The sequence below is a fragment of the Mesorhizobium sp. WSM4810 genome, from assembly GCF_055811235.1.
Map to the genome: position 1 here is coordinate 1 of NZ_JBVVQV010000014.1, position 21,115 is coordinate 21,115.

Genomic DNA, 21,115 nt, shown 5'->3' on the forward strand with positions numbered 1-21,115 from the left:
TTCGCCTGGATGCTGCTTGAGCATCTGTCTGCCCAGCTCCGGCGCATGACCGAGCGGGTATTCGAATACAGCACTCTGGTCGTGCGAAAACGGCTGATCGTCGAACTCCTGCATCGGGCGGAGAAAGCCGCACTCGTGGACGGCGAGGTGTCCATAAGCCCGGCACCGACGCATTCCGAGCTGGCGGCAACGATGAGCACGCACAGGGAAGCGGTCTCGCGCGAAATGAGCGACCTCGCCAAGAGAGGCCTGATCGAAAAGCGCGGCAGCAGGTTATTGCTGCATGACGTCTCGGCACTACGGGCGCTGGTCGACAAGAAGGAATAGCGAAGGCTGTCGCTGCGGCGGGGGGCACCGCACGTTTCATACTCCTCGGCCGCAAGTGATTATTCCTTCCGGCAAACCGGGCAACCTAGCGTGCCAGCGCGCGGGTCGGGCTTTGATCGCTTCACCCCTTGCAAGAATCATGACTGGGCTTCTTGATGCGGGCACGGAACGTTATCCCCAGCCTGCTTGCAGACTTACAAGGGCGGATCGAAGGGTGAAGCCGCATGGACGTTAAATACCAAATCTTCGTCAGCTCGACCTACGCCGATTTGGTGGACGAAAAACGGTCAGTCATCGAGGCCGTTCTTAACCTCGGGCATATTCCTGTGGGGATGGCGGCATTCCAAGCCAGCGACGACACTCAATGGGATTACATTAAGCGGCGCATCGATGACAGCGACTACTACGTACTCATCGTAGCAGAGCGGTACGGCTCAGAGTTGAAGGGTAAGAGCTACACCCAGATGGAGTACGGGTACGCCGTCGCCCAAGGCGTGCCTACCGTGGCGTTTTTGCTCGAAGGCGGTGCTCGCAAGACGTGGGGCGCGGAAAAGGTCGAGTTCGAGAAAAAGGCCAAACTCGAGAGATTCCGAAAGCTGTATGAAAAGAAGCTCGTCAAACATTGGCGCAACAAGGACGATTTGGCGGGTAAGGTTGCGATGGCTATTAGACGTTATGACCGTGGTCTGAGCGGCGGCCCGCCCTTAGTCTTTGCAGCTGTTTAGCAACGGGGGTTTGCTCGGGAGTGCCGAGCCGAGCCCCAAGCGAAGAAGGACGGGCCATGGAGCAAGATAACGTTTTTTACGTCGGTGTCGATGTGTCGAAAGCCAAGCATGCTGTCGCGATTGCCGAGGGCGGACGCGGTGGAGAGATCCGGTATTTCGGCGAGGCGTTCCCCGCGCGTCGTCACCGGAACATCGTAGCCGTGAAGCCGAACCGTGACGGTCCCGTCATCGTGAACAAGCGTCACCTCGCCATCGTGATCGTGTCGCACGGCTTGGCTGAAGACCAAGGCCTGTTCGAGCGACGAATACGAACTTCTTGGCGTCGAGCGCGAGGCAGGCAAGCCGGCTTTCGCGCTCATGGCCGAGCGCGGCACGGACGCTATGTCGGCTCGGCTTTCATTACCTTGAACCGGGAGTTGCGCGAACGGCTCTGGAAACGGGTGCAGGAGCATGCAGGAGCCCCGCCAAACGGGATGAAACGGCCGGCGACGCAATGGGTCAAGCCGGTGCTGATCGGCCGCGTGAAGCATCTCCGCGGCGAGGAGAATCTGCGCCACGCCTCGCTGCAGGATTTTCGGGAGGAAGACTAGGGTAAAACTCAGTCATTCTGGCTATGCCGCGAATGGCCGAGATGGGTTAGGCCCTGCCGTTTGAATCGGTCGGCCGCAACGAGCACAGAGCGCCAACTGCAGACGCTTGAAGAGATGTGCGCTCCGTTGGCTCAAAGAACGTTCCGCTCCGCCGGGTTTCGCTCTATCAACTCTGCCACAAGGCGTTGAAGTCGCCAGAGGTTGCGGTCGCGTATCCCCTTGGCTTCGAGGTGAGAAACCGTGTTGAGCAAGTACTCGGCCCCGGTGCCCCAATGACCGCAGGCCCGGGCCAGGACATCGGCAACTGCTTCAAGTGACTGACGACCGGCATAAAGAGGCGAGGCGCGGTTCATAACAAAGGTCAACGCCGGCGTGGCTCCCGAGGCGGTCTCGACCGTGATCCAGCGGGGCATGCTATTGGCCGGCTTGTAGGTGAACTCGCGTCGAAACAATTTGCCGAATTGGCGTTCGAGGTTGTCCTCTGGTAGGTCGTACAGGACGCCCCGGCATTGCCCTCCACGATCGAGGGCCATCATAAGGCCGGGCTGCTCTGGCGTGCCCCGAAAACGGGTCATGCGGAAGCAAAAAGCACGATGCCAACCCCGAGCAGCGCCTAGTTGCTCACCGATGTGCTCGATCTCCGGCTTCCAGATCAACGAGCCGTAAGCGAATAGGCGGGTCGGTGCCTTCGGGGCCGGATGAGCTCGGATCATTTGCTCGACCCAGCGGTCGTAGTCAGCATCGGTGTGTAGCTCGGCACCTGCCGTCAAGCCCTGGTCTTGAACGACCTTGTGGACCCGCGCGACATGGTCCGCGGTCAAGGTCAGCTTTCTCATTTGGCTTGGCATCCCGTGCTCCATCGGATCAGGATCGCGTATCCTTGGCAGATGCTACCGGCGTTGCAAGATACGAACCAACGCACGGCTTGAATGCGCCACAACCCGCCATTCCCTGTTTCGATCGCAAACGGCCGGAGTCGAGCCATTGAGACATCCACTGCGTTGTCGAACGGGTTGTCGTTACCAGCAAACGGTCGCTCAGTGACCTTATGGCGGCAAACCTGCTTTTCTCAGCAAGCGGCCAAGCTCCCGAACTTTCTCAGGATCGCGGTAATACTCGCCGCTGGTGAAGGCGGAGGCCGTAAGATCTGGCTTGCCCCCGACAGCTTCTCTAACGAGCCGACTGGCTTCGTCGACTCGGTTGAGTTCTACGAGTGCAGCCGCCCGATAGAGGCGCGATCTGTTGGTCTGAAACGTTAGCCTACCGAGGGATTCAATTGCTTCGGCATAGCGGCCCAGCAAATGGAGGGCCACGCCCCTTTCCTCGACGCAATACACAGGAAGGAATGGATCAAGCATTTCGGCGTCGTCGAGCAAACGCAAGGAACGCTCTGCTTCGCCCACAAAGGTAAAGATCGCGGCGCATCTTGCCTTGATGTAGGCATCCGTCGGGTTCAATTCCATTGCTCTGCGGCTGTGCGCCAGTGCCTCGTCGAAGTTGCCACCCATAAGTTCAAACGCGCCCATGATCCGGTTTGCCTCGGCATCGCAGGGGTCAAGCTCGAGCGCGCGGCAAATGTCCCGTCGACCTTGCTCGGGGTCGAAACCCGGCAGCCCTGACGCTGCGCAGACCCCCACGCATTGGCGGCCGCGTAGTGCGGATCGGCCTCGATCGCCTTTGAAAGCCAGCCGACGGCCTGGCGGGCATTGTCGTCGGTGACGCCGCCCAGGCGGTGATGATCGAGCCCGCGCAAGAGGCAGTCGAAGGCGGTCATGTTTTCTGGCGGCTTTCGGCGCGCCGCCACCATGGCTGCGTCCTCCATCCGTCCGGATACCGTCGCGGCGATCCTCGCGACGGTTCCATCAACCAAGGCGAGGATTTCCTCGAACGGACGCTGGATCTTGTCGCTCCAGACCACCGTCCCCTGGTCGGTTTCCGACAGCGTGAGGCTGATCGAAACCCGCTCTCCGATCTTGCGCACCTGCCCCTCAAGCACATATCGAACGCCCAGAGCCTCGCCGACCTCACCGGATCCGGGTGGGAGTCCGCAACCGCGAAGCTCGCACTCCGCGAACTGACCGAAAGACGCCGAAACCGCCCCAGTTCGACAATAAGCTCCTCGGTGAGGCCCTCGGCGAGATAGCGCTGGTTCTCGTCGTCGCCCGAAACCCGGAAAGGGAGCACCGCGACCGATGCCGGCCACCGTTCCGTCGTGATGACCAGTTGCGTCGGCGCCGACTGCAGCCGATGCGCTCCGATCTCGCCGCGGACCCGATAGAGGTGCACCGATTCCGTAATGTTCTTGAACGCCCGCTCGCCCATATCGTCGAATATGAATGCAGAATTGCGGCGGACATGATCGAAGAGCGCGCCGCTCACATAGATCGAGTCTGGTTCGGCTGCCGCCTGTATGCGCGCCGCGAGGTTGACGCCGTCTCCGACCAGATCATCGCCCTGCACCACGACATCCGCGATATGGAGACCGAACCGCATCCTGAAAGGTTCGGTGTCGGGCTCTTGTGCGCCTGCAAGCGCGCTGCGGATCTCGAATGCACTGCGCACGGCGTTTACGGCGCTCGGAAATTCGGAGAGGCCCCGTCGCCCGTCGTCTTGAAAACCCGGCCGTCGAGCAGATCGACCTTTTCCGAAATGAGGGCCTGACAGCTAGCCAAGCGTTCCGCGGTTTGCTCCTCGGCTCGCTCCATCATTCCGGAATAGCCGACGATATCGCCGACCATAAGGGCAGCCATTTTGCGTTTCATAGCGAAGCTCCGTGGCGGGCGATCTCCCAATGGCAGCGCCATCGTCTTAGGCGTATCAGGTCAGGAGCTTAGCGCATTGCGAAGCCGGCCGCATCGGGAAAGCGCCTTGCGAACGTCTCGAAGAGGTTGCCGAAACGTCTAACACAAAGCGCGCTTGTGCGTAGTCCGGCTTCCATCCTTTCGCGACCTTCAGAAGAAACGGCGCGACGGCCGGAATGGGTCAGTTCACGTCGATGCATGGGGGGCGCCTGAATGTCCGCTTCTCACATTCCAGGCCTCGAAGCCGCAAGTCCGCTTCCGGCCCCATCGTGTTCTCACCGAGCCACTGGCGCTGGTAGCGAGCCGCGAATGAAGGTATAGTTCAGGTATTGGATTACGGGTGGGCGGTAACCTGGACAATGGCTGGATTGCGTGAACAGATTGCGCGTGAGCAACGCACCATGGGACCGCTCCTGGTTGCGGCAGTGGTCGTCGGCCTTATAGGTCTGCCCGTCGCAGCCTGGCTCGACCTCCGAGATCTGTCGGAACGCATGCTGCGCACGCAAGCCAGCGAAATCAGCCGGATCATCGACGACATGCGCGGATTCTACGGCAGCGACGTCGTGGGACGGGTCCTGAAAGCAGACGGCGCCGTGACCGCGACGCACAATTACAGGGACGTGCCAGGTGCGATCCCTATCCCAGCAACCCTCTCAATCGAACTCGGCAAGCGCATCAGCGCTCACGACGGGTCCGTCAAATATCGCTTCGTCTCGGACCTACCTTTCAAAGGCCGCGAGCCCCACCAGCTAGACACATTCGAGCGCAACGCAATCTCTGCCTTTCGCGCCAATCCAAGTGAGCCCATCATCGAAGCCTCGGGTTCGCTGCTTGACCGGCACGTTCGCGCGGCGGCTCCCGTAGTAATGGGACAAGTCTGCGTCAACTGCCATAACTCGCACCCGGACAGCCCCAAGACAGACTGGAAGGTGGGGGATGTCCGAGGTATCCAGGAGATATCGGTCGCCCAGCCGATCGGGGCCAACGTCCTCTCTTTCAAGTATCTGCTTCTGTATTTCGGCTTCGCAGCTGCGGCGGGTCTAACGTTCATTTTCCTGCAGCGTCGGCAGTCCGCCTTGGTTCACGGCATGAACACGGAACTCGCCGAGGCAAACGACTTTCTCGCCGCAATTTCATTGAAGATCGCCAAATATCTCTCGCCTCAAATTTATAAAAGCATCTTCAGCGGCCAAAAGGACGTGACTATCGCGACCGAGCGCAAGAAGCTCACAATCTTTTTCTCAGATATCAAAGATTTCACCGCGATCGCGGAACGGCTCCAGCCTGAGGACCTCACGGCACTCCTCAACGAGTACTTCACCGAGATGTCAATGATCGCGCTCAAGCACGAGGCTACGGTCGACAAGTTCATCGGCGACGCACTTCTTGTGTTCTTCGGAGACCCCGAGACAAAGGGTGTCGAGGAGGACGCGAGGGCCTGCTTGCGCATGGCTGTCGACATGCAGCGCCGGCTAGAGCAGCTGAACAGGTTGTGGCGTGATCGAGGAATTGAGCAGCCGTTCCGAGCTCGCATGGGCATCAACACGGGCTATTGCAATGTCGGCAACTTCGGCTCCGATGATCGCATGGACTACACGATCATCGGAGCCGAAGCGAACCTAGCGGCCCGCCTGCAATCGATTGCCGAACCTGGCGGCATCTGCCTTAGCTATGAGACCTATGCGCTCGTGCGCGACCTTGTCCGAGCGCGTCCGTTGGCGCCGATCGCCATGAAGGGGATCAGTCGGGAGGTTGTCCCCTATGAAGTCGAGGGCCTCCTTGGTGAACTGGCACAGCGCCCTCAGGTCATCAGCGAGCACGCGACTGGCCTCGACCTGTTCCTCGATGTCGAAGCGATCGACGAGAACGGGGTCGAACGGGCAAAGAAACGTCTTTCGGAGGCGCTCCTGGCCTTAACCGCCCGAAGCAAGCCCGCTACTTTTTAGCAGGGTCCTTGAACGTCCGTTTCTGCCGCTACAGAGCCGTTTCGGAGACGCACCCTCGACCCGAAGCAGACTCCCGTAGTGGAGCCATGGATGACCGCTTCGCGCTCAAAATCGGACGTTGAGATCAGCATTGCCCCTTCCTGAAAGCCGACATCCCAAGAACCTCGCTTAGGGCCGTGGTTGCGCCATTTCGCGACGTTCATGGCGCATCTACAAACCTGACGTTCGCGCTATGACTTGATGGGGACCCAAAGCGGCCGTCCGATGCTGCGAGCCTGATGACATGGGCCGACCCTTCGCAGAGAACGGACTGAAGAATAGCCGCGCTGCCGCAGCAAGGGGTTTGCGAGATCGATCGCTCCCCAAAACCACAACCGCGCCTATTGGCGGAGTACCGAATCGGCCGGCTGAGCCGTCATTATCGGATCGGCATGACGATGCACAATCTTCCAGAGACCATCTTCTGGGCGAAAGACGCTCGTCACGCGTAACGCTAGAGGTGTGACATCGCTCCGACCGCCAACCTTGGACCTGAGCTGCTCTACTTCGACGAGGTATGCCAGCTCAGACGTCACACACTTCGCTATGCTCTCGAAGCCGGTAGCGTCGCCGTCCCTGTAATTCGATGCCGCTTGCTCCATCGTCTCAGCGACCTGCTTCCATCCATGCGCGAAAGGGCCAAAGGGATTGCCCAGTGTTACATCGTCTCGTTGGGAAAAGAGCTTCTTCGCAGGCGCGGGGTTTCCTTTCATGAACTCATCCAGGGCTAGGTGATATTTTTCAACTGCTTGATCGAAATCATTGGCGTCGAGAGACACGTCATCCTCCCTGTCGTTTTATTTCTGATCCGGACTGGCGACTCCTGCAGGTTCAACATTCTGTGTGTCCGCAGCGGTGAGGCATTTCACTAACTGCGGCGCAGCGCGGGTTGGCTTGGTCAGTATAGCAGGGCCAAGACAAGTTTCGCGACAGCGCTTTGAGACGGCTCGGCAAATGGCCGGTTTCCACCCGACCGCGATGTAGAACGCTCCGCGGCTGTACGGCAGAACGAATCCTTCGGCTGGCTCGGTCGCGCCATTTGCTGACCTTCATGGCGCTGCTCCAAACCTGCCGTTCGCGCTACGACCTGATCCGACCCTTCCATGCCCTTCCTTCTGGGCAGCGCTACGACAATCCGTGACCCAATCACGACAGCCGAAATCACAGCGGCAGAGCATCGAAAGACCCCTCCTGGCGCGACCTTCCCGTTCGGAATGATCCGAGGCGGTCATGCCCCAGTGGCAAATTCCAACGTCTCCGGGACCAGCTTTCTTAATATCGCCAATGGGCCACGATTTTTGGCAGAAGGAGAGAGAGGGAGCCTGAGCTGCCGAGCTCCGCTTCCGTTGATGCGGTTTGCATTTATCCGCGTGAGGTAAAGCTCGCGCTTCTATTCCGGGCAACAACTGTGTGCGAGGTGCAAAGTAGCCGGCTGAGCCGCATTTCACTTCTTGCGCGGATCGTCAGCCGGGTTGATGTAAGTAATACGAAACGGTCCGACGAAATGAACCTCGATGATAGTCTCTTCGCCTCCCGTCCAGACGTAATGCGCTTGATTTGCTGGCAGCGCGTGGAAGGCTCCGGGTTTTAGCAGGTCGCCAGTCTTTTCGCCCTTTTCGCCGACTCCAAAGCCAATGCTGCCGCTGACCAGGGTGATGGTCTCGGCATACGGGTGAGTGTGGGGCGGAATCTGATAGTTGGGCGGAAACTTGGAGCGTGTGACAACCACTTCGCCAGTCTTTGTCGGATCGCCCGTCAAGACAGCGACTTTAGCCCCTTTTGGCAGGCTAGGATTATCCTTCCATACCAGCTTGTCAGGCGTAAGCAGGGTCACGTCCATATCGTCCGCGAATGCCGAACCTCCACATACGGTCAAAACTGCTGCAACTGTAATACCGAAGGCAAGTGTGGATCTGCGATTCATAGATTTCATCGCTTCCTCCATTTAGCATGTGCGTGGTGCGCACGAACAAACCATCCAGAGCCCGACCCGACCAATTGTCAAATCAACTGATCGGTGGTCGCCATCCCAGCCAACCCCCACCGTCGGGAATCGGGGCGTGAGGCGACCTTACCTGTTCCCGCTGTGTAGGTCAGGATATGGCGCTAGCTTCACATTCCGGTAGTCAGATCAGACGGCAAGATTCCACCCGATTTGAGACGTAGAACGCTCCATCGCGGTATTATCCGAGCCCATGAGGCGGCCGGCTCGGTCGCGCCATTTCTTGACATTCATAGCGCTTCTCCAAAGCTGCCGTTCGTGCTTCGGGCGGTGTCGAACCCGAAGCCGACCAAGTGGAGTTACGGTCAAACGTCCGGAAATCGCGAACAGCTGTCATCCCCTCCGCCGAGGACATGCGGCGCTATTCTGCCTGTGCGGATGCCTTCCTCACGCCTTCGACAAGATGCTCGATATCGGCAGCGTGCTCGAAGACAATGCCATTCTTGACGTAATCCAACGGGGAAAACCCTGCCACAGCGGCCGCGCCTAAATGCTGCTTGGCGATTTGTAGTTCTCCCATCTGAGCGTAGCAGGCGGCGAGTCGGACGCGGGCACCGGGACCGAGCAGAGGCAATCTCTCAAGTTCTGTTGCCGCCGACCGATATTCACCGATTGAATACAGTGCCACAGACCGATCATAGTGGTACCAGTCCGGATGGATGGGATTGAGGCGAAACGCCCGGTCTATCCAAGCCAGGCCATCAAGCGGCCTGCCGCGCATGGTCATCAGATAGCCCATTTGACAAACGGTGTCGGCGTCATGAGGATTGAGGTCGAGCGAGCGTCTGACGTGCTGTTCGGCGGCGTCGTGCTGCCTGAGATACAGCCGAACGATAGCTAGAATTCGGTGACACCGCGGGTCTTCGGGGGCCAGCGTCACACCTTTGAGGGCGAGGTCGAGCGCCCCGGCAAGCACCTTCGTGGATGCCATGGCGTACCCGCCGATGATGACCTGCGACAGCGCCAGATAGGACTGTGCAACGCCGTAATGCGGGTCCTTTTCGATTGCTGCTTCGAACAACTGGCGAGCGTCCTCATTGTCTTGGGGCCGATAGCCGCGCAACGCGGCAATACCTCGAAGCACCAATTCATAGGCGGCAAGACTGTCAGTCGGCTTGCTCGACATCCGTTGCAGCCCGGCATCCTCCAGACGCGAGACGAGGCGGCTGACGATGCGATGCGCGATCTCGTTCTGGACGGAGAAAATCTCGGTATCTTGTGCCAGATATCGGTCACTCCAAAGCTGAACCCCACGGGAGGCCTCTGTCAGACGAACCCCGACGTCGAAAGTGCCGCCCAAGCGTTTGATATCGCCATCGACGAAGTAGTCGGCACCAAGCTTTTCGCCAAGCGTCCTCCACTCTTGGGCCGCTTCGCCGCTCACCGCGAAACTCGTGCTCCGTGCAAGCACCGTTACGGCCCTGAATCGACCCAAACCATTGAGAATGTCTTCAGCAATGCCGTCGGAGATCGCGATTTCGGTCGGATCGTCGGTTCCATGCTGGAAGCGGAGAACGGCGACTGCTGGTGCGTCTGTTGTCAGGTCGGGTTCCCTTGCGACTGCCAGCATGTAACCTCGCCGGGAGACTGTGCGGACCAGCGCCTGCGCTTCATCCCCGAGGGCCTTTCTGATCTCGCGGACACACTGGGTCAGCGAATCTTCGGTGACCGTCACTTCCGGCCAGACTGCATCGAGAAGCTCCGACTTCGAAACCACACGGCCGGCATTTCGGACCAAGTGCGAAAGGAGGACCTGGGCTTTCGGCCGCAGAAAGATGATCTCACGGTCGTAAGACAACGCTCCGCAGCTGGGGTCGAAGCTGAACTTCCCCAGACGACAGGCTTGAGCTGACGCTTCGGTCGCCATCGAAAGCCGTGTTCCCGAATTGGCTAAGCCAAACCTTTATAGGCCAACAACCTGCAATTCGCATCAAGAAGGGAGGTCGGCTTGGCTCCGACGGACGTTCCAAGGAATGGTCGGTTTCAATGGCTGTCAATGCCGCTTCCAGCCCCTCCGTAATGGAGGCTTGTGACGGGCAGCACCAAAAGGTTGCCGCGCTGCTCGCGAGAAGCTCGAAAAGTTCCTGCCGGATTTCGTTTGTGCGCTCGAGGGAATGAAGCATCTCGCGTTCCTTTCAAGCCCGTTTTTCTGCTTGCAGCCGTTCGGCGACCAACGCCTGAAGCTGCCAGAGCTTCCGGTCTCGGATGCCCCTGGCTTCGAGGTGAGTGATGGTGTTGTAGAGATATTCGGCGCATGAACCCCAGTGTCCGGCTGCGGTCGCCAAAGTGTCAGCCACCTGTCCTAGTTCGAGCGAGCCGGCATAGGCGGGCGCGTTGCGATCGACCACGAATGCGAGCGCTCGGACCGGACCTTGTGCGGTCTCGAGCCCTATCCAGCGAGGCACGTTCGACGGCGGTTTTGCAGACATCTCGCGTCGCAACAGCTTGCCCAACGCCTCGGTCAATCCCTCCTCCGGCAGGCGATAGGCGATCCCTTTGCACGCGCCACCCCGATCGAGCGCCAGCATAAGGCCAGGACGTTCCGGTGAGCCCCGCCAGCGAGTGATTTTGAGCGCAAACGCGCGATGCCAGCCGTAGGCATGTGCGATCCGTTCCTCGACGGCCGCAAATTCCGGTTTCCAGATCAGGGAGCCGTAGGCGAACACCAAGAATTCGCGGCTCTGCCCGCGTCCTGTAAGGATATGATCAACCCACCACGCATAATCCTCGTCCTGCAGATAGATAGTCCCTGAACGCGGTCCTGGATCGACGACGTGGCGATGGGCCTTGGCTACAAGTTCAGGGGTGAGGGTCAGCATCATGTTGGTACATGCTCAACGCTTTTCGTCTCGGTTCGAGCGCATTATGCGTCCGCGAAAGGAGCCTGTACCGACGTCGTTCTGAAGTTTTTCTGATTTTGGCTTGGTCTAGTCGGTGCGCGGCCGTACCGCAGAATGTCTGCAGGCAGGCGCAATCAAGTCATTTCGGCAGCCAATTTCGAGGGCAGGTTTCCGCACCCCGGACCTTCCCGAACCTCATCAGGCAATCTGAAGTCTGAACGCATCAACTGACCACGCGCGCCATCTCCGGACACTCGCGAACTCCGCCACGAAGATCGATTCGACCAGGAGCGGAAGTTCAGGCGAACTTTGGAGCACCGTTGTAGGCCGTGTACTCATAATCGGGGCCGATTTCAGCGCGCTTCATGTCCGCTCATCCCCAACAGCGGCGCAAAACCGGACATCGCCGGGCTCCCGAGAAGGGCCACTAGGAGACATGCCGCCTGCGCCCTCCAACTGTCGAGGGGAACGTTGCATCATCGCACGACCTCCGTTGCCGGTCTCGCATCAGGCGGGTTTGACTGCAGCAAATCTGGCGCCACCCATGATCTTCTGTTGCACCAGACTAACGAACAGCACATAGGATTCGTAAAAGTCGTCGTGGCCAGCCGGTGCGCTGGCTTGCTCGGCCTCGCCGCGCAGCTTCTGGTACATGCGCAGGCGCTCGGCGAGAATGATGCCCCATCTGTCCGTCTCATCTTCAATCGATTCGATTTCAAAACCAGCGCCACGCAGCAATTCCTCGTGTCGGTCGATATTGATGAGGGTTGCCGCCGCCATGCCGTCCCACAGAAGCTTTTCGTCCGCGGCTGACAATGGCTTATGAGCGATCCAGTCGGTGAAAGCGATGCGACCACCCGGCCGCAGCACGCGATGCGCCTCGCTCAAGGCACGCGCGAGGTCTGGTACATGGAACAAAGCTTCTTGGCTTACGACCGCATCCTGGCTTTCGTCAGGCAGTGGCAGAGCCATGACATTACCCTCGATGACCTGGACTTGCTTGTTCAGCCCAACACGCCGTGTCAGGTCCGAAGCGCCTGCAACTCGCGCAGGCGTCAGTTCGACGCCGGTGACAAACGCGCCGTAGCAATGTGCCAGATAGCGGGCCGGGCCGCCGAGACCAGCGCACAAGTCGACGACCTTGGTGCCGGAGCCGATATGCGCGCACTTGGCCAGTGCATCATTGGCAAGCGTGCCGCCGTAGTGATCCTGATCGTGTGGGAACAACTCGTCCGGACGCAAGCCATCAAGAGTGCCGCGTGCTGCCTCCAGCTTGGTCAGGATGATCTGAGCCGATATCGGATGACGCTCGTAAAAATCAACAGCCGTGCGGATTTGTGAGGCCATAGTCATCTCCCTCAAAATGGAAACGTTCCGATCGTATATCGGAATTGCCACAAGGACAGGCCTTGGCGGCGGGGAAAGTGCCCGCCCTTTCAAGGGGCTGATTCGATTTTCACACTAGACATCCCTAACCGGGACGACATTGGCGCGTTTGCTTCCCTATATGAACCGTCCGGACAGCGGCGCGCGTCTTCCGCCCGACCGGGAATCTGATAGCAACCTGACCAATACTGATTGCTAAAGAAGCGTTTGCATCTGCCACCCAAAAGCCGTCAGCGTCTGATTGAGCGCCGTTCCGCCCCTACTTTGATCGACATTGTTCCCCCGCACCAACAGACTCTGTCCTAGGTAGCTAGTGGTGCGAATCTGACACTTGATGCCTTGGTCGACTGCTGCGAGTGTAGCGAGCGATGGCCCCGAAACCAAGTCGAATGCGGCTAACGCCCGAGCTGGTCGCCAGAGTCCTCAGTGCGGACGATTCTCTGCCACAGCCCTTCACCGCGCCGTCCGATGCCGATCATGATGACACCGTCCGGGCGATACTAGCCGCCGCACCGTCAGCTGATGAGGTCTGGCTCTTTGCCTATGGATCTCTGATGTGGAACCCGGCCTGTGATTTCGTGGAGCAGCGGGTAGGCTTCGTGCCCGGGTGGCACCGCTCCTTCTGCCTCGGTTGGGACCGGTGGTTTCGTGGATCAGACAGCAACCCCGGTCTCATGTTGTCGCTCGACCGTGGCGGGCAGTGCAAGGGCGCGGTCTATCGCCTGCCGCCGGATGCTATCGAGGCCAATCTCGGCAGGCTCTTTCGTCGTGAGATGCGCGCCAAGCCGTCCGCTCATTCGCCGCGCTGGGTGAATGTTCGCACCGAGAACGGACCGCTCCAAGCGATCACCTTTGTGATTAACCGGAACAGCGGACGCTATGTCCGCGGGCTGTCGCTGGAACAGATCGCCGACGCGCTCGCGGTCGCGTGCGGTCCGTGGGGTTCCATGGCCGACTATCTTCACAGCACTGTAAGTCACCTTGAAGGTATGGGGATTCACGACAGCCAATTGTGGCGTTTGCAGGAGCTGGTAGCCGAACGCATCGAAGCGTCGACGGCCGAAGATCTTCCCGCGAAATGAGCCAACGGGACTCAACCCTCAGACCATGACCACTAGTTCTGGTCCTTTGCCTCCATTCCCTAGGGCACGGACTCATTAGCACGCAACCAGACGCGGATTGATGCGAGCTTGACGAGGGCCAGGTAGTTGGCCGCGAGTTTGTCGTATCGGTCGCAACACGCCGACATTGCTTGATCTTGTTGAAGAACCGTTCGATCAGGTTGCGCGCGCGATACAGATACGAGCTGAAGCAAATCGGGTCTTTGCGATTGCGTTTCGGCGGAATGTTCGCCCATGCGCCTTGCTGACGGGCAAACTCCCTGATCCAGTCCGCGTCGTATCCCCGATCCGCGAGCAGCATCGTTCCTGGAAGCAAGGCGCTGAGAAGGACCGAACACAGCCGATTGTCATGCGCCTCACCCGGCGTGAGGGCGAGGTGGACCGGCAGACCATTGGAGTCAACGACCGCATGTATCTTGCTGGTGAGGCCACCGCGTGAGCGACCCATATCTTGCTGAGTGTTGTCTGCGATACAGGCTCCGTGCTGGTGCACGCGCACGACGGAGGTATCGATCATCTGCACCGCCGCGTCACGACCGGCCGCCAGTGCATCCATGATCCGGTCCCAGACGCCAGCCCGCCGCCACCGAACGAAGCGATTGTAACAAGTCGTCCGGGGACCGTAGTTCTCCGGCAGGTCGCGCCAAGGGGCACCTGAACGCAGGACCCAAAAGATGCCATTGAGCACGCGACGGTCATTTACGCGCCGAACGCCGCGCGGCTTGTTCGGCAGCAACGGTCTGATGGCGGTCCATTCGCAATCGCTGAGCTCGTAGCGCATGATTCGAAGCTCCGTTTTTGGAGATTGAATTCACGTCTCGGGCAGCGCCATCAACCCGCCACGACTTATAGCCTTGCCGCTAATGCTTTGAATTTACTTTTCGGCGGCATAGCGGACTTGGCCGGACTTGCCACTGGCTCGACCCGGTCGCGAATCACCCCTAGCAGACATGACGCGTAGCAGCCTGACTTCGCTCTGGGACCACTGGTTGCGGCCAGGCGCGGCAGTGCTATCGTGTCATCAACCAGGCTCTGCAAGGGAGCCCAGGTGACCAACTGGGGCACTATCGAGTGGTGGAGAACTCCGTTCAGCGCCATCTGGCTGCAATCCTTGCAGCCGATGTAGTCGGTTACAGTCGCCTCATGGGCGTGGACGAGGACGGCACTCTGACGGTCGTGCGGAACCTCCGCGCCGAAGTGATCGAAACTAGGATCGCCGAGCACCAAGGTCGGCTGTTTAAGTCTATGGGGGATGGCTTTCTCGCGGAATTCCCCAGCGTCGTGAAGGCCGTGGCCTGCGCAGTTGCATTACAGAAGGATATGGCAGCACGGAACGCAGAGCTGCCAGAGGACCGAGCCATCCAACTCCGCATTGGCGTCAACTTGGGGGATGTGATTGCTGAGGATGGCGATGTTTTCGGTGAAGGCGTGAACGTCGCTGCGCGGATCGAGGGACTTGCCCCGGCGGGCGGCATTGCAGTCACCGGCATGGTTCATGACAACGTAGGAAGTCGCCTTGATCTCTCGTTTGAAGACATGGGTGAGCAGCAACTCAAGAATATCGCCCAGCCGGTCCGGGTCTATCGTCTGGGAGCTCCCTCAGGAACATCGGTGCGACCAACAGCGGTAGAACGAATCAAACCGTCCATAGCAGTACTGCCATTTACCAACATGAGTGGTGATCCCGGGCAACAGTACATTTCCGATGGGATCACCGAGGATATCATTACCGAACTCGCCCGCTTTCGCGGCCTATCCGTAGTAGCTCGCCACGCGTCGTTTCATTTTGCCAACAGAGGAGAAAGTCATATCGAAGTAGCGCGGGAACTGGGCGTTGCCTATGTAGTTGAGGGTAGTCTACGCAAATTGGGCGACCGAATACGCATCACAGCCCAATTGGTCGATGCCAGAACTGGCAATCACGTCTGGGCCGACCGCTACGATCGCGATGCGCAGGATATCTTCGCTATCCAGGACCTTGTTGTGGCCGCAATCGTAACAATGCTGGAGGGCCGTATGTACGCTGCAGAAGCAGCAAAAGCCCGTGCAAAACCAACGACTAGCTGGTCGGCTTATGACTGTCTGTTACAAGGCCGCGATCTATGTGACCATCAGCGTGATGCCGAAGCCGTACCCCTACTTGAGCGCGCAATTGCCGTCGATCCGCATTTTGCACTTGCTCATGCCTGGCTGGCGATAGCTCTTACCATGAGCAATGTCATTCTGCTCGATGACGATCAGATGGCCAAGGCTGAGAGCGCTTCGAAACAAGCGCTGGAACTAGATGCCAACGACGCCACGTCTCATTGGGCAAGAGCGCTCTACTACCTTTGGACAGGCGACCATGACCGTTCACGCTTCCATTTTGACAGGGCGCTGACACTCAATCCGGCCGATATACAGATTAAGGGCGACTACGCGAACTGGCAGCGCGCCAGTGGCAGGCCGGCCGATGCGTTGGCCACAATCGATGCCGCCATAGGCTTGGGTCCCTTCGTGCCCGATTGGTTTGCAGCGGTTCGCGGCCTGACGCTCTTTGACCTCGCTCGATATACTGACGCAGTCGAAGCACTCGAGAGTGTCCCTGTACAACGCTCCAGTGGCTTCTTGTACCTAGCCGCCGCGCGTGCGCAATTAGGCGACTTAACTGGTGCAAGTGAGGTGATCGCCAAGGTGAAGCTGGTGAAACCGGATTTATCGCTTCGGAATGTGATCCAGGTACTGCACTACGCACGCCCTGAAGCTCAGCAACACTTGATGGATGCCCTGCGGAAGGCGGGGCTGCCGGAGCAGTATGTGAGCCCCTTACGGGCAAGTTGAGTTAACTTCTGCTTATGGCCCATTGCTTCTTTTAGCTGCGCTGCAAACGTTGGTCGCTTTCGGTGCATAGCGGACGGCGGCAAGTCGTCCGCCCGGCTGATTTATGGGTTCACGGCCTAGTTCGAGATGGCTTGGTTGAATCTCCAGCGTCCTCTGACCTGGACGAGAGCAATTATCAGCAGCGGGCGACCCCTTTTTGAGCTCTAGCTCAGAGCGTCTTGCTCATCATCAGGATCGGCACCGGAGCGCCGCCACGGTCGTCGAAGAATTTCTCGGCAGGATGATAGCCGCAGGCTCGATACAGTGGCTCACCTGCCATGGTGGCTGCCAACTCGACACGAGCAAAGCCCTCGGCCTTGGCTGCGTTTTCACAAAGGGAAAGGATCAGCCGACCGACACCGCATCGGACAAAGTCCGGATGCGTATACATGGCTCTGATACGCGCCGCGTCCTTGGTGGGGTCAAGCAGTGCCGCGTTACGCCCAGGCGACTGATCACCACCATACATGGTCGCGCGCCGACTCCAGCCTCCACACCCTGCCAAGACGCCATCGTGCTCCACGACGAAATAGGTGCCATCATCGACAAGCTGCGTGTCCAGCCCCATGATTGCGCGGCTGGATCGGATCTGGTCATCGTCGAGAAACGGTTTCTGGAGTTCGGCGATCGCCGCATCCATGAGTGCAGTCATGGTGGCGAGGTCCTCGCGTCGTGCTATTCGGTGCCGAAAGCCTCCACTGGCCATGTTCAAGCACATAGTGATGGGAACAAACGCACGATATGGCGAATTTCGTTCCGGCAGAAGACCAATGTTTGCCGCTGCGGCAGCCTTGGGGCGCCGGTCGACAGCAGGCCGGGAGTATATCCAACGCGAGTCATTCCGGAAGCCCCGCCAGGCGATAGCCCTCCACGATATGCCGCCGCACATCGTCGGCCGGGAAAGGCTGCGAAGCCGACCAATGCCGGATTGTGAAGTGCGGATTGCTTATCAAGAACATTTTTGCTTCCCAGCGCGCTTCCTCCAATCGGCCAAGTTGCGCAAGACTTGCCGCAAGCAGGCGTCGCGAAGTCGCGCGATAAGTTTCAGGCCTGCGCAGCGTTTGAACCGCGGATTCGTAGTCGCCGATGGCATATTGGGCCTGGCCCAGCATCCAGTAATACCAACCGGGCGGGTGAGGGTTGAGTCGGAGCGCCCTGCGCACCTGCTCTATGGCCTCGGCAGGCCGGCCCCTTTCTGTCGTCAGTTCAGCCTGCATCGCCCAGGCGTCGGCGTGATTGGGATCCAGCTTGTGGGCAGCGTCGAATTCGGCATCCGATTCCGCCCAGCGACCCTCATGGCCCAATATGACGCCCAATACCCATCGGTTTCCGGCGTCGTTCGGGTCGAGTTCGACCGCCTGCTGTGCTTCGGCAAGCGCCCTCGCCCGGTTGGGATCCATCGGTTCGTCCCAGAACTCCCAGCCCAGCCAGAGATTGAGTGCCAGCCACCGGTGCGCCTCCGCATATTCCGGATCGAGCGCGATTGCCCGATTCAGCAGGAAAATGGCTTCTTTTGCGGTGAGCGCCGTTTGCAGGCCCAGGGCACGCGCACGCACACAGAGATCATAGGCCTCCAGATTGCTCGGTCTGTTGCGCACTGGCGCGGCGATCAGGCGGCCCACCAGGGCCTCGACAATCTTGCCGGTCACCTCGTCCTGGACGGCGAATATGTCTTCAAGGCTCCGGTCGAATCTTTCGGCCCAAAGGTGGTCGCCCGAGATCGCGTCGATCAGTTGAGCGTTGATACGCACCCGCCCGGCGGCCCGCCGTGCACTACCTTCAAGGAGATGGCGCACTCCCAGTTCGCGCGCGATGCGACGCACATCCACGTGCCTTCCCTTGTATGCAAATGCCGAGTTGCTGGCGATGACGAACAGCTCGCTCGTCCTCGAAAGGTCCGTGATCAGATCTTCGGTGAGGCCGTCGACAAAAGCCTCCTGCTCCGGATCGTTGCTCATGTTCGTAAAGGGAAGGACGGCGATGGAGGGCTTAGCGGGAAGCGGGAGCGGCGCTTTCTCCGCCGGCCCGCCATCTTCCGACGCGGCCGACAACCGAATCCGGTAGACGGGCACCGGTTCGGCGACGTTCTTTATCGCTTGCGGACCGAGTTCGTCGAAGTCGCAATCAAGCTTCCGCTTGACTTGGTCATAAACGCTGCCGGAGACACAGATATCTCCTGCCCCGGCCATTGCCTGAAGTCGCACGGCGACAACGACGCCGTCGCCGAACAGATCGCCGTCCTCGACAACGACATCGCCCAGATTGATGCCGATATGCAGGTTGATTTGCCGGCCGACAGCCAAACCTTGGTTCGCGGCCGCCATCCGCTTCTGGAGCTCGACGGCGCATGACACGGCGTTCACCGCGCTTGCGAACTCGACAAGAACGCCATCACCCATCACTTTTACGACACGGCCTTGGCGGTCGCGGACCAGTGGTTCGAGGATCTCCTTCCGCCGCCCCCTTAACGCGGACAACGTTCCTTGCTCGTCCATGTCCAGAAGTCGACTGTAGCCCACCACGTCGGCAGCCATGATGGCTGCAAGACGGCGTTGGGCGCGTACTTCGGACATTTCGCATTTGCTTTCACAGAAAGCAGGGCAACGGATTGTATTGACGCCCATTTCAAAAGTCTATCAGGCTGGACTTAGAAAACGGGCTTGCCAAGCATCCAAGTCGGGTGAGCCAATGGCCGATTTCCCGCTTGATCCGGTCGTTCGTCGGCCCCAATGAGAACGTCGCAGAAGGGTCACGAGTGCTGGTCGCGGCCAATGTCGGCTTTCAAGACGAGAACTCGGCTCCGCAAGGTCGCGTTTGGGTCAGGAACGTTGGTTCCGGTTAACGTCGGCTATCGGGCAGCGAAATGGGCTGATGAAGGACGGCAAAGTCACGACGATGCCCACAGCAACCTGACTGTCCGCTCTTGAATATTCGCGGCCCGAAGCTGCCGGTCTGCTCTCGGCCCCCAAACTGCCGGACCGGCATGCGCCTCAAGTCGGGCGTGGAGGCAAACTTTGCCTCCACCAGCGCAAGAGTGACCATTCTATAGGCCGATTGGCCAGATGAGCACTTTGACTGATTTCAAGAAGGTGGACATTCTGGCGCTTCCAGCGAGTGGCGTACACAGACGAACGCCGCATCTGGATCGAGTGCTGTTTCTGAGGGAGGACAGAATGGGCGTTTACGATCACTTCGTGAACACCTCAAAAGACAAAGGCTGCCGGAGGCAATCCTAAGTTTCGAAGAGATTGAAGCTATCACGAAGCGCATGCTCCACAACAGCGCCGCTCATCCACAATGGTGGGAGGATGATACCAAGCATCGAGACGCTGCGCAGCATGCTTGGGCGGACGCCGGCTAAAAAGTTTTCCTGCTTAAGCGAGAGGATAAGGTCCGTTTCGTCCGCTCTGATTGACTACTTTCGCCCGCCGACGCTGTTCCGCTGCATCTCACCCAGGACAACTCAGAGCAGCATCCGGATTTCTTCCTCGGCTGTCTCAACAGCCACACCCGATGCGACGAGCTGTCGGAGAAGGTTTCTCGCGATCTGGCGCCAGAAGCGATTGGCGTGCTCTCCGTCCTTGGATGAGAGTGCTTCCGCTACGACGCTGACGATTCTTCGCTGCCGATACAGCGGAAATGCACAAACGTTTGACTGCACTGAATCCCCACGCACCGAGTTGGGTGGAAGGTAGGGCCGTTTAGTTAACTGCAGGTTTCAGAGCAAGGCATGTGAATTAGTTCAGGCCACCACGTCGGGCCATGCAGCCTAACATCCGCTTCCTCTTTTTGCCGCAGACGGACTGGCCACTTGCTCCAAGGAAGGAGCTTTCGCTCTTCGTTTTCTTCGACCTAATGAGTGCACACTGTGGCGACAAGCAGTGTCGCAGGGTCGATGCTAAAGGTGCTCTTCAGGTCAGTGCCGAACAGCCGAAGCCAAGCGTCCTGGGCACGATAGGCGAGCGCCTCGCGCTCCCCTGGACAGGCGAAGCGCATCTCGGCGGCGGCCTGGAGGTGGTGAACCATCTCGTGCACCAGCACCGACAGTTCGGCCGGGGTGCGGCCCGTCCAGCCTGCGGTAAGAAAGATGGTATTGACGCCTTCATCATAGACGGCAACGACCTCCGGCGACGAGACGGTAGACCCGGCGCCGTAGCGCATCGTGACAAGTTCGATCGCGGGCGCGGTGACAAGGGCGGGAGGCTGCGCCAACGGCAGGTCGTAGTTCGCTGCGAGCCATAGTCCGATGGTCTCGAGCACAGGCGGCGTTTCTACCGGCTCGGCTGCGGCGGCCGGATTGGCCGCGGCGAGACACACGACGGCGAGCCCTAAAACTGATCTGCGCATGAGCGCCTCCTCGGGTAATCAAGCCGAGGCTGGGCCCGCCGGCGCAGAAGGTCATGAAAGCTCTCTGAAAGAGTCACGAAATCCTGCTATAATCTGGCCGTCGCACCCTCGGGCTCCGGTATGGATTACCCA

20 protein-coding genes and 1 pseudogene are annotated in these 21,115 nt (G+C 59.4%); 6 read left to right on the forward strand and 15 right to left on the reverse strand.

Annotated elements, in window-relative coordinates; all coding sequences use genetic code 11:
• From AC0L3O_RS20025 to AC0L3O_RS20035, 3 genes are all read left to right on the forward strand, one after another.
• On the forward strand, positions 1–327 hold a 327-nt coding region (locus AC0L3O_RS20025; protein ID WP_473616400.1), incomplete at its 5' end, for a Crp/Fnr family transcriptional regulator.
• A gap of 224 nt (positions 328–551) precedes the next feature.
• On the forward strand, positions 552–1,052 hold the full coding sequence (locus tag AC0L3O_RS20030; protein WP_473616402.1) for a DUF4062 domain-containing protein: 501 nt from the start codon (positions 552–554) through the stop codon (positions 1,050–1,052).
• A gap of 56 nt (positions 1,053–1,108) precedes the next feature.
• Positions 1,109–1,642, forward strand: a complete 534-nt coding sequence (locus AC0L3O_RS20035; RefSeq protein WP_473616403.1) for a hypothetical protein — start codon at positions 1,109–1,111, stop codon at positions 1,640–1,642.
• A 131-nt stretch (positions 1,643–1,773) separates the two neighbouring features.
• Here the strand turns inward: AC0L3O_RS20035 and AC0L3O_RS20040 are convergent, their stop codons facing one another.
• The 5 genes and pseudogenes from AC0L3O_RS20040 to AC0L3O_RS20060 all read right to left on the reverse strand — a co-directional run bounded on the left by AC0L3O_RS20040 (position 1,774) and on the right by AC0L3O_RS20060 (position 4,404).
• Complete coding sequence (locus AC0L3O_RS20040; RefSeq protein ID WP_236378985.1) at positions 1,774–2,478, reverse strand: gamma-glutamylcyclotransferase; 705 nt, start codon at positions 2,476–2,478, stop codon at positions 1,774–1,776.
• A gap of 210 nt (positions 2,479–2,688) precedes the next feature.
• Positions 2,689–3,168, reverse strand: a complete 480-nt coding sequence (locus tag AC0L3O_RS20045; RefSeq protein ID WP_473616405.1) for a hypothetical protein — start codon at positions 3,166–3,168, stop codon at positions 2,689–2,691.
• On the reverse strand, positions 3,096–3,623 hold the full coding sequence (locus AC0L3O_RS20050; RefSeq protein WP_473616494.1) for a hypothetical protein: 528 nt from the start codon (positions 3,621–3,623) through the stop codon (positions 3,096–3,098). Before AC0L3O_RS20050 ends, AC0L3O_RS20045 begins: the two co-directional genes overlap by 73 nt.
• A 380-nt stretch (positions 3,624–4,003) precedes the next feature.
• Positions 4,004–4,204 (reverse strand): annotated as a pseudogene (locus AC0L3O_RS20055) (adenylate/guanylate cyclase domain-containing protein); the annotation flags it as partial.
• A gap of 5 nt (positions 4,205–4,209) precedes the next feature.
• On the reverse strand, positions 4,210–4,404 hold the full coding sequence (locus AC0L3O_RS20060; RefSeq protein WP_473616406.1) for a hypothetical protein: 195 nt from the start codon (positions 4,402–4,404) through the stop codon (positions 4,210–4,212).
• Between the two features lie 398 nt (positions 4,405–4,802).
• Here AC0L3O_RS20060 and AC0L3O_RS20065 point away from each other — a divergent pair, with 398 nt between their 5' ends.
• Positions 4,803–6,389 (forward strand): adenylate/guanylate cyclase domain-containing protein, encoded by a 1,587-nt coding sequence (locus AC0L3O_RS20065; protein ID WP_023798997.1) that lies wholly within the window; start codon positions 4,803–4,805, stop codon positions 6,387–6,389.
• A 380-nt stretch (positions 6,390–6,769) separates the two neighbouring features.
• Here the strand turns inward: AC0L3O_RS20065 and AC0L3O_RS20070 are convergent, their stop codons facing one another.
• The 5 genes from AC0L3O_RS20070 to AC0L3O_RS20090 form a co-directional block, all read right to left on the reverse strand.
• A complete protein-coding gene (locus AC0L3O_RS20070; RefSeq protein ID WP_027152611.1) occupies positions 6,770–7,207 on the reverse strand; it encodes a YybH family protein in 438 nt (145 codons plus the stop codon).
• A 665-nt stretch (positions 7,208–7,872) separates the two neighbouring features.
• Positions 7,873–8,361, reverse strand: a complete 489-nt coding sequence (locus AC0L3O_RS20075; RefSeq protein ID WP_245277707.1) for a cupin domain-containing protein — start codon at positions 8,359–8,361, stop codon at positions 7,873–7,875.
• A gap of 430 nt (positions 8,362–8,791) precedes the next feature.
• The gene (locus AC0L3O_RS20080) at positions 8,792–10,297 is read right to left on the reverse strand and encodes a winged helix-turn-helix domain-containing tetratricopeptide repeat protein (protein WP_473616407.1); all 1,506 of its coding nucleotides are present in this window, start codon (positions 10,295–10,297) and stop codon (positions 8,792–8,794) included.
• 268 nt (positions 10,298–10,565) lie between these two features.
• Positions 10,566–11,252, reverse strand: coding sequence for a gamma-glutamylcyclotransferase (locus AC0L3O_RS20085; protein ID WP_287346142.1), 687 nt, complete (start codon positions 11,250–11,252; stop codon positions 10,566–10,568).
• Between the two features lie 525 nt (positions 11,253–11,777).
• Complete coding sequence (locus AC0L3O_RS20090) at positions 11,778–12,617, reverse strand: class I SAM-dependent methyltransferase (RefSeq protein ID WP_473616409.1); 840 nt, start codon at positions 12,615–12,617, stop codon at positions 11,778–11,780.
• A gap of 407 nt (positions 12,618–13,024) precedes the next feature.
• Here AC0L3O_RS20090 and AC0L3O_RS20095 point away from each other — a divergent pair, with 407 nt between their 5' ends.
• On the forward strand, positions 13,025–13,738 hold the full coding sequence (locus AC0L3O_RS20095; protein ID WP_473616410.1) for a gamma-glutamylcyclotransferase: 714 nt from the start codon (positions 13,025–13,027) through the stop codon (positions 13,736–13,738).
• 59 nt (positions 13,739–13,797) lie between these two features.
• Here AC0L3O_RS20095 and AC0L3O_RS20100 read toward each other — a convergent pair.
• A protein-coding gene (locus AC0L3O_RS20100) for an IS5 family transposase (RefSeq protein WP_287346149.1) occupies positions 13,798–14,558 on the reverse strand; the annotation gives its coding sequence in 2 pieces (ribosomal slippage) (positions 13,798–13,889 and positions 13,889–14,558; 762 coding nt in all).
• A 290-nt stretch (positions 14,559–14,848) separates the two neighbouring features.
• Between AC0L3O_RS20100 and AC0L3O_RS20105 the strand changes: the two genes are divergently transcribed.
• Positions 14,849–16,597, forward strand: a complete 1,749-nt coding sequence (locus AC0L3O_RS20105; RefSeq protein ID WP_473616411.1) for an adenylate/guanylate cyclase domain-containing protein — start codon at positions 14,849–14,851, stop codon at positions 16,595–16,597.
• A gap of 208 nt (positions 16,598–16,805) precedes the next feature.
• Here AC0L3O_RS20105 and AC0L3O_RS20110 read toward each other — a convergent pair whose 3' ends face one another.
• From AC0L3O_RS20110 to AC0L3O_RS20125, 4 genes are all read right to left on the reverse strand, one after another.
• Positions 16,806–17,276, reverse strand: a complete 471-nt coding sequence (locus AC0L3O_RS20110; RefSeq protein ID WP_287346153.1) for a GNAT family N-acetyltransferase — start codon at positions 17,274–17,276, stop codon at positions 16,806–16,808.
• 196 nt (positions 17,277–17,472) lie between these two features.
• Positions 17,473–19,209, reverse strand: coding sequence for an adenylate/guanylate cyclase domain-containing protein (locus AC0L3O_RS20115; RefSeq protein WP_473616413.1), 1,737 nt, complete (start codon positions 19,207–19,209; stop codon positions 17,473–17,475).
• 890 nt (positions 19,210–20,099) lie between these two features.
• Positions 20,100–20,312 carry a DUF6074 family protein gene (locus AC0L3O_RS20120; RefSeq protein WP_473616414.1) on the reverse strand — a complete coding sequence of 71 codons (213 nt, stop codon included), beginning with the start codon at positions 20,310–20,312 and terminating at the stop codon, positions 20,100–20,102.
• 176 nt (positions 20,313–20,488) lie between these two features.
• Positions 20,489–20,983, reverse strand: a complete 495-nt coding sequence (locus tag AC0L3O_RS20125) for a DUF6647 family protein (RefSeq protein ID WP_245477812.1) — start codon at positions 20,981–20,983, stop codon at positions 20,489–20,491.
• Positions 20,984–21,115 lie beyond the last annotated feature (132 nt).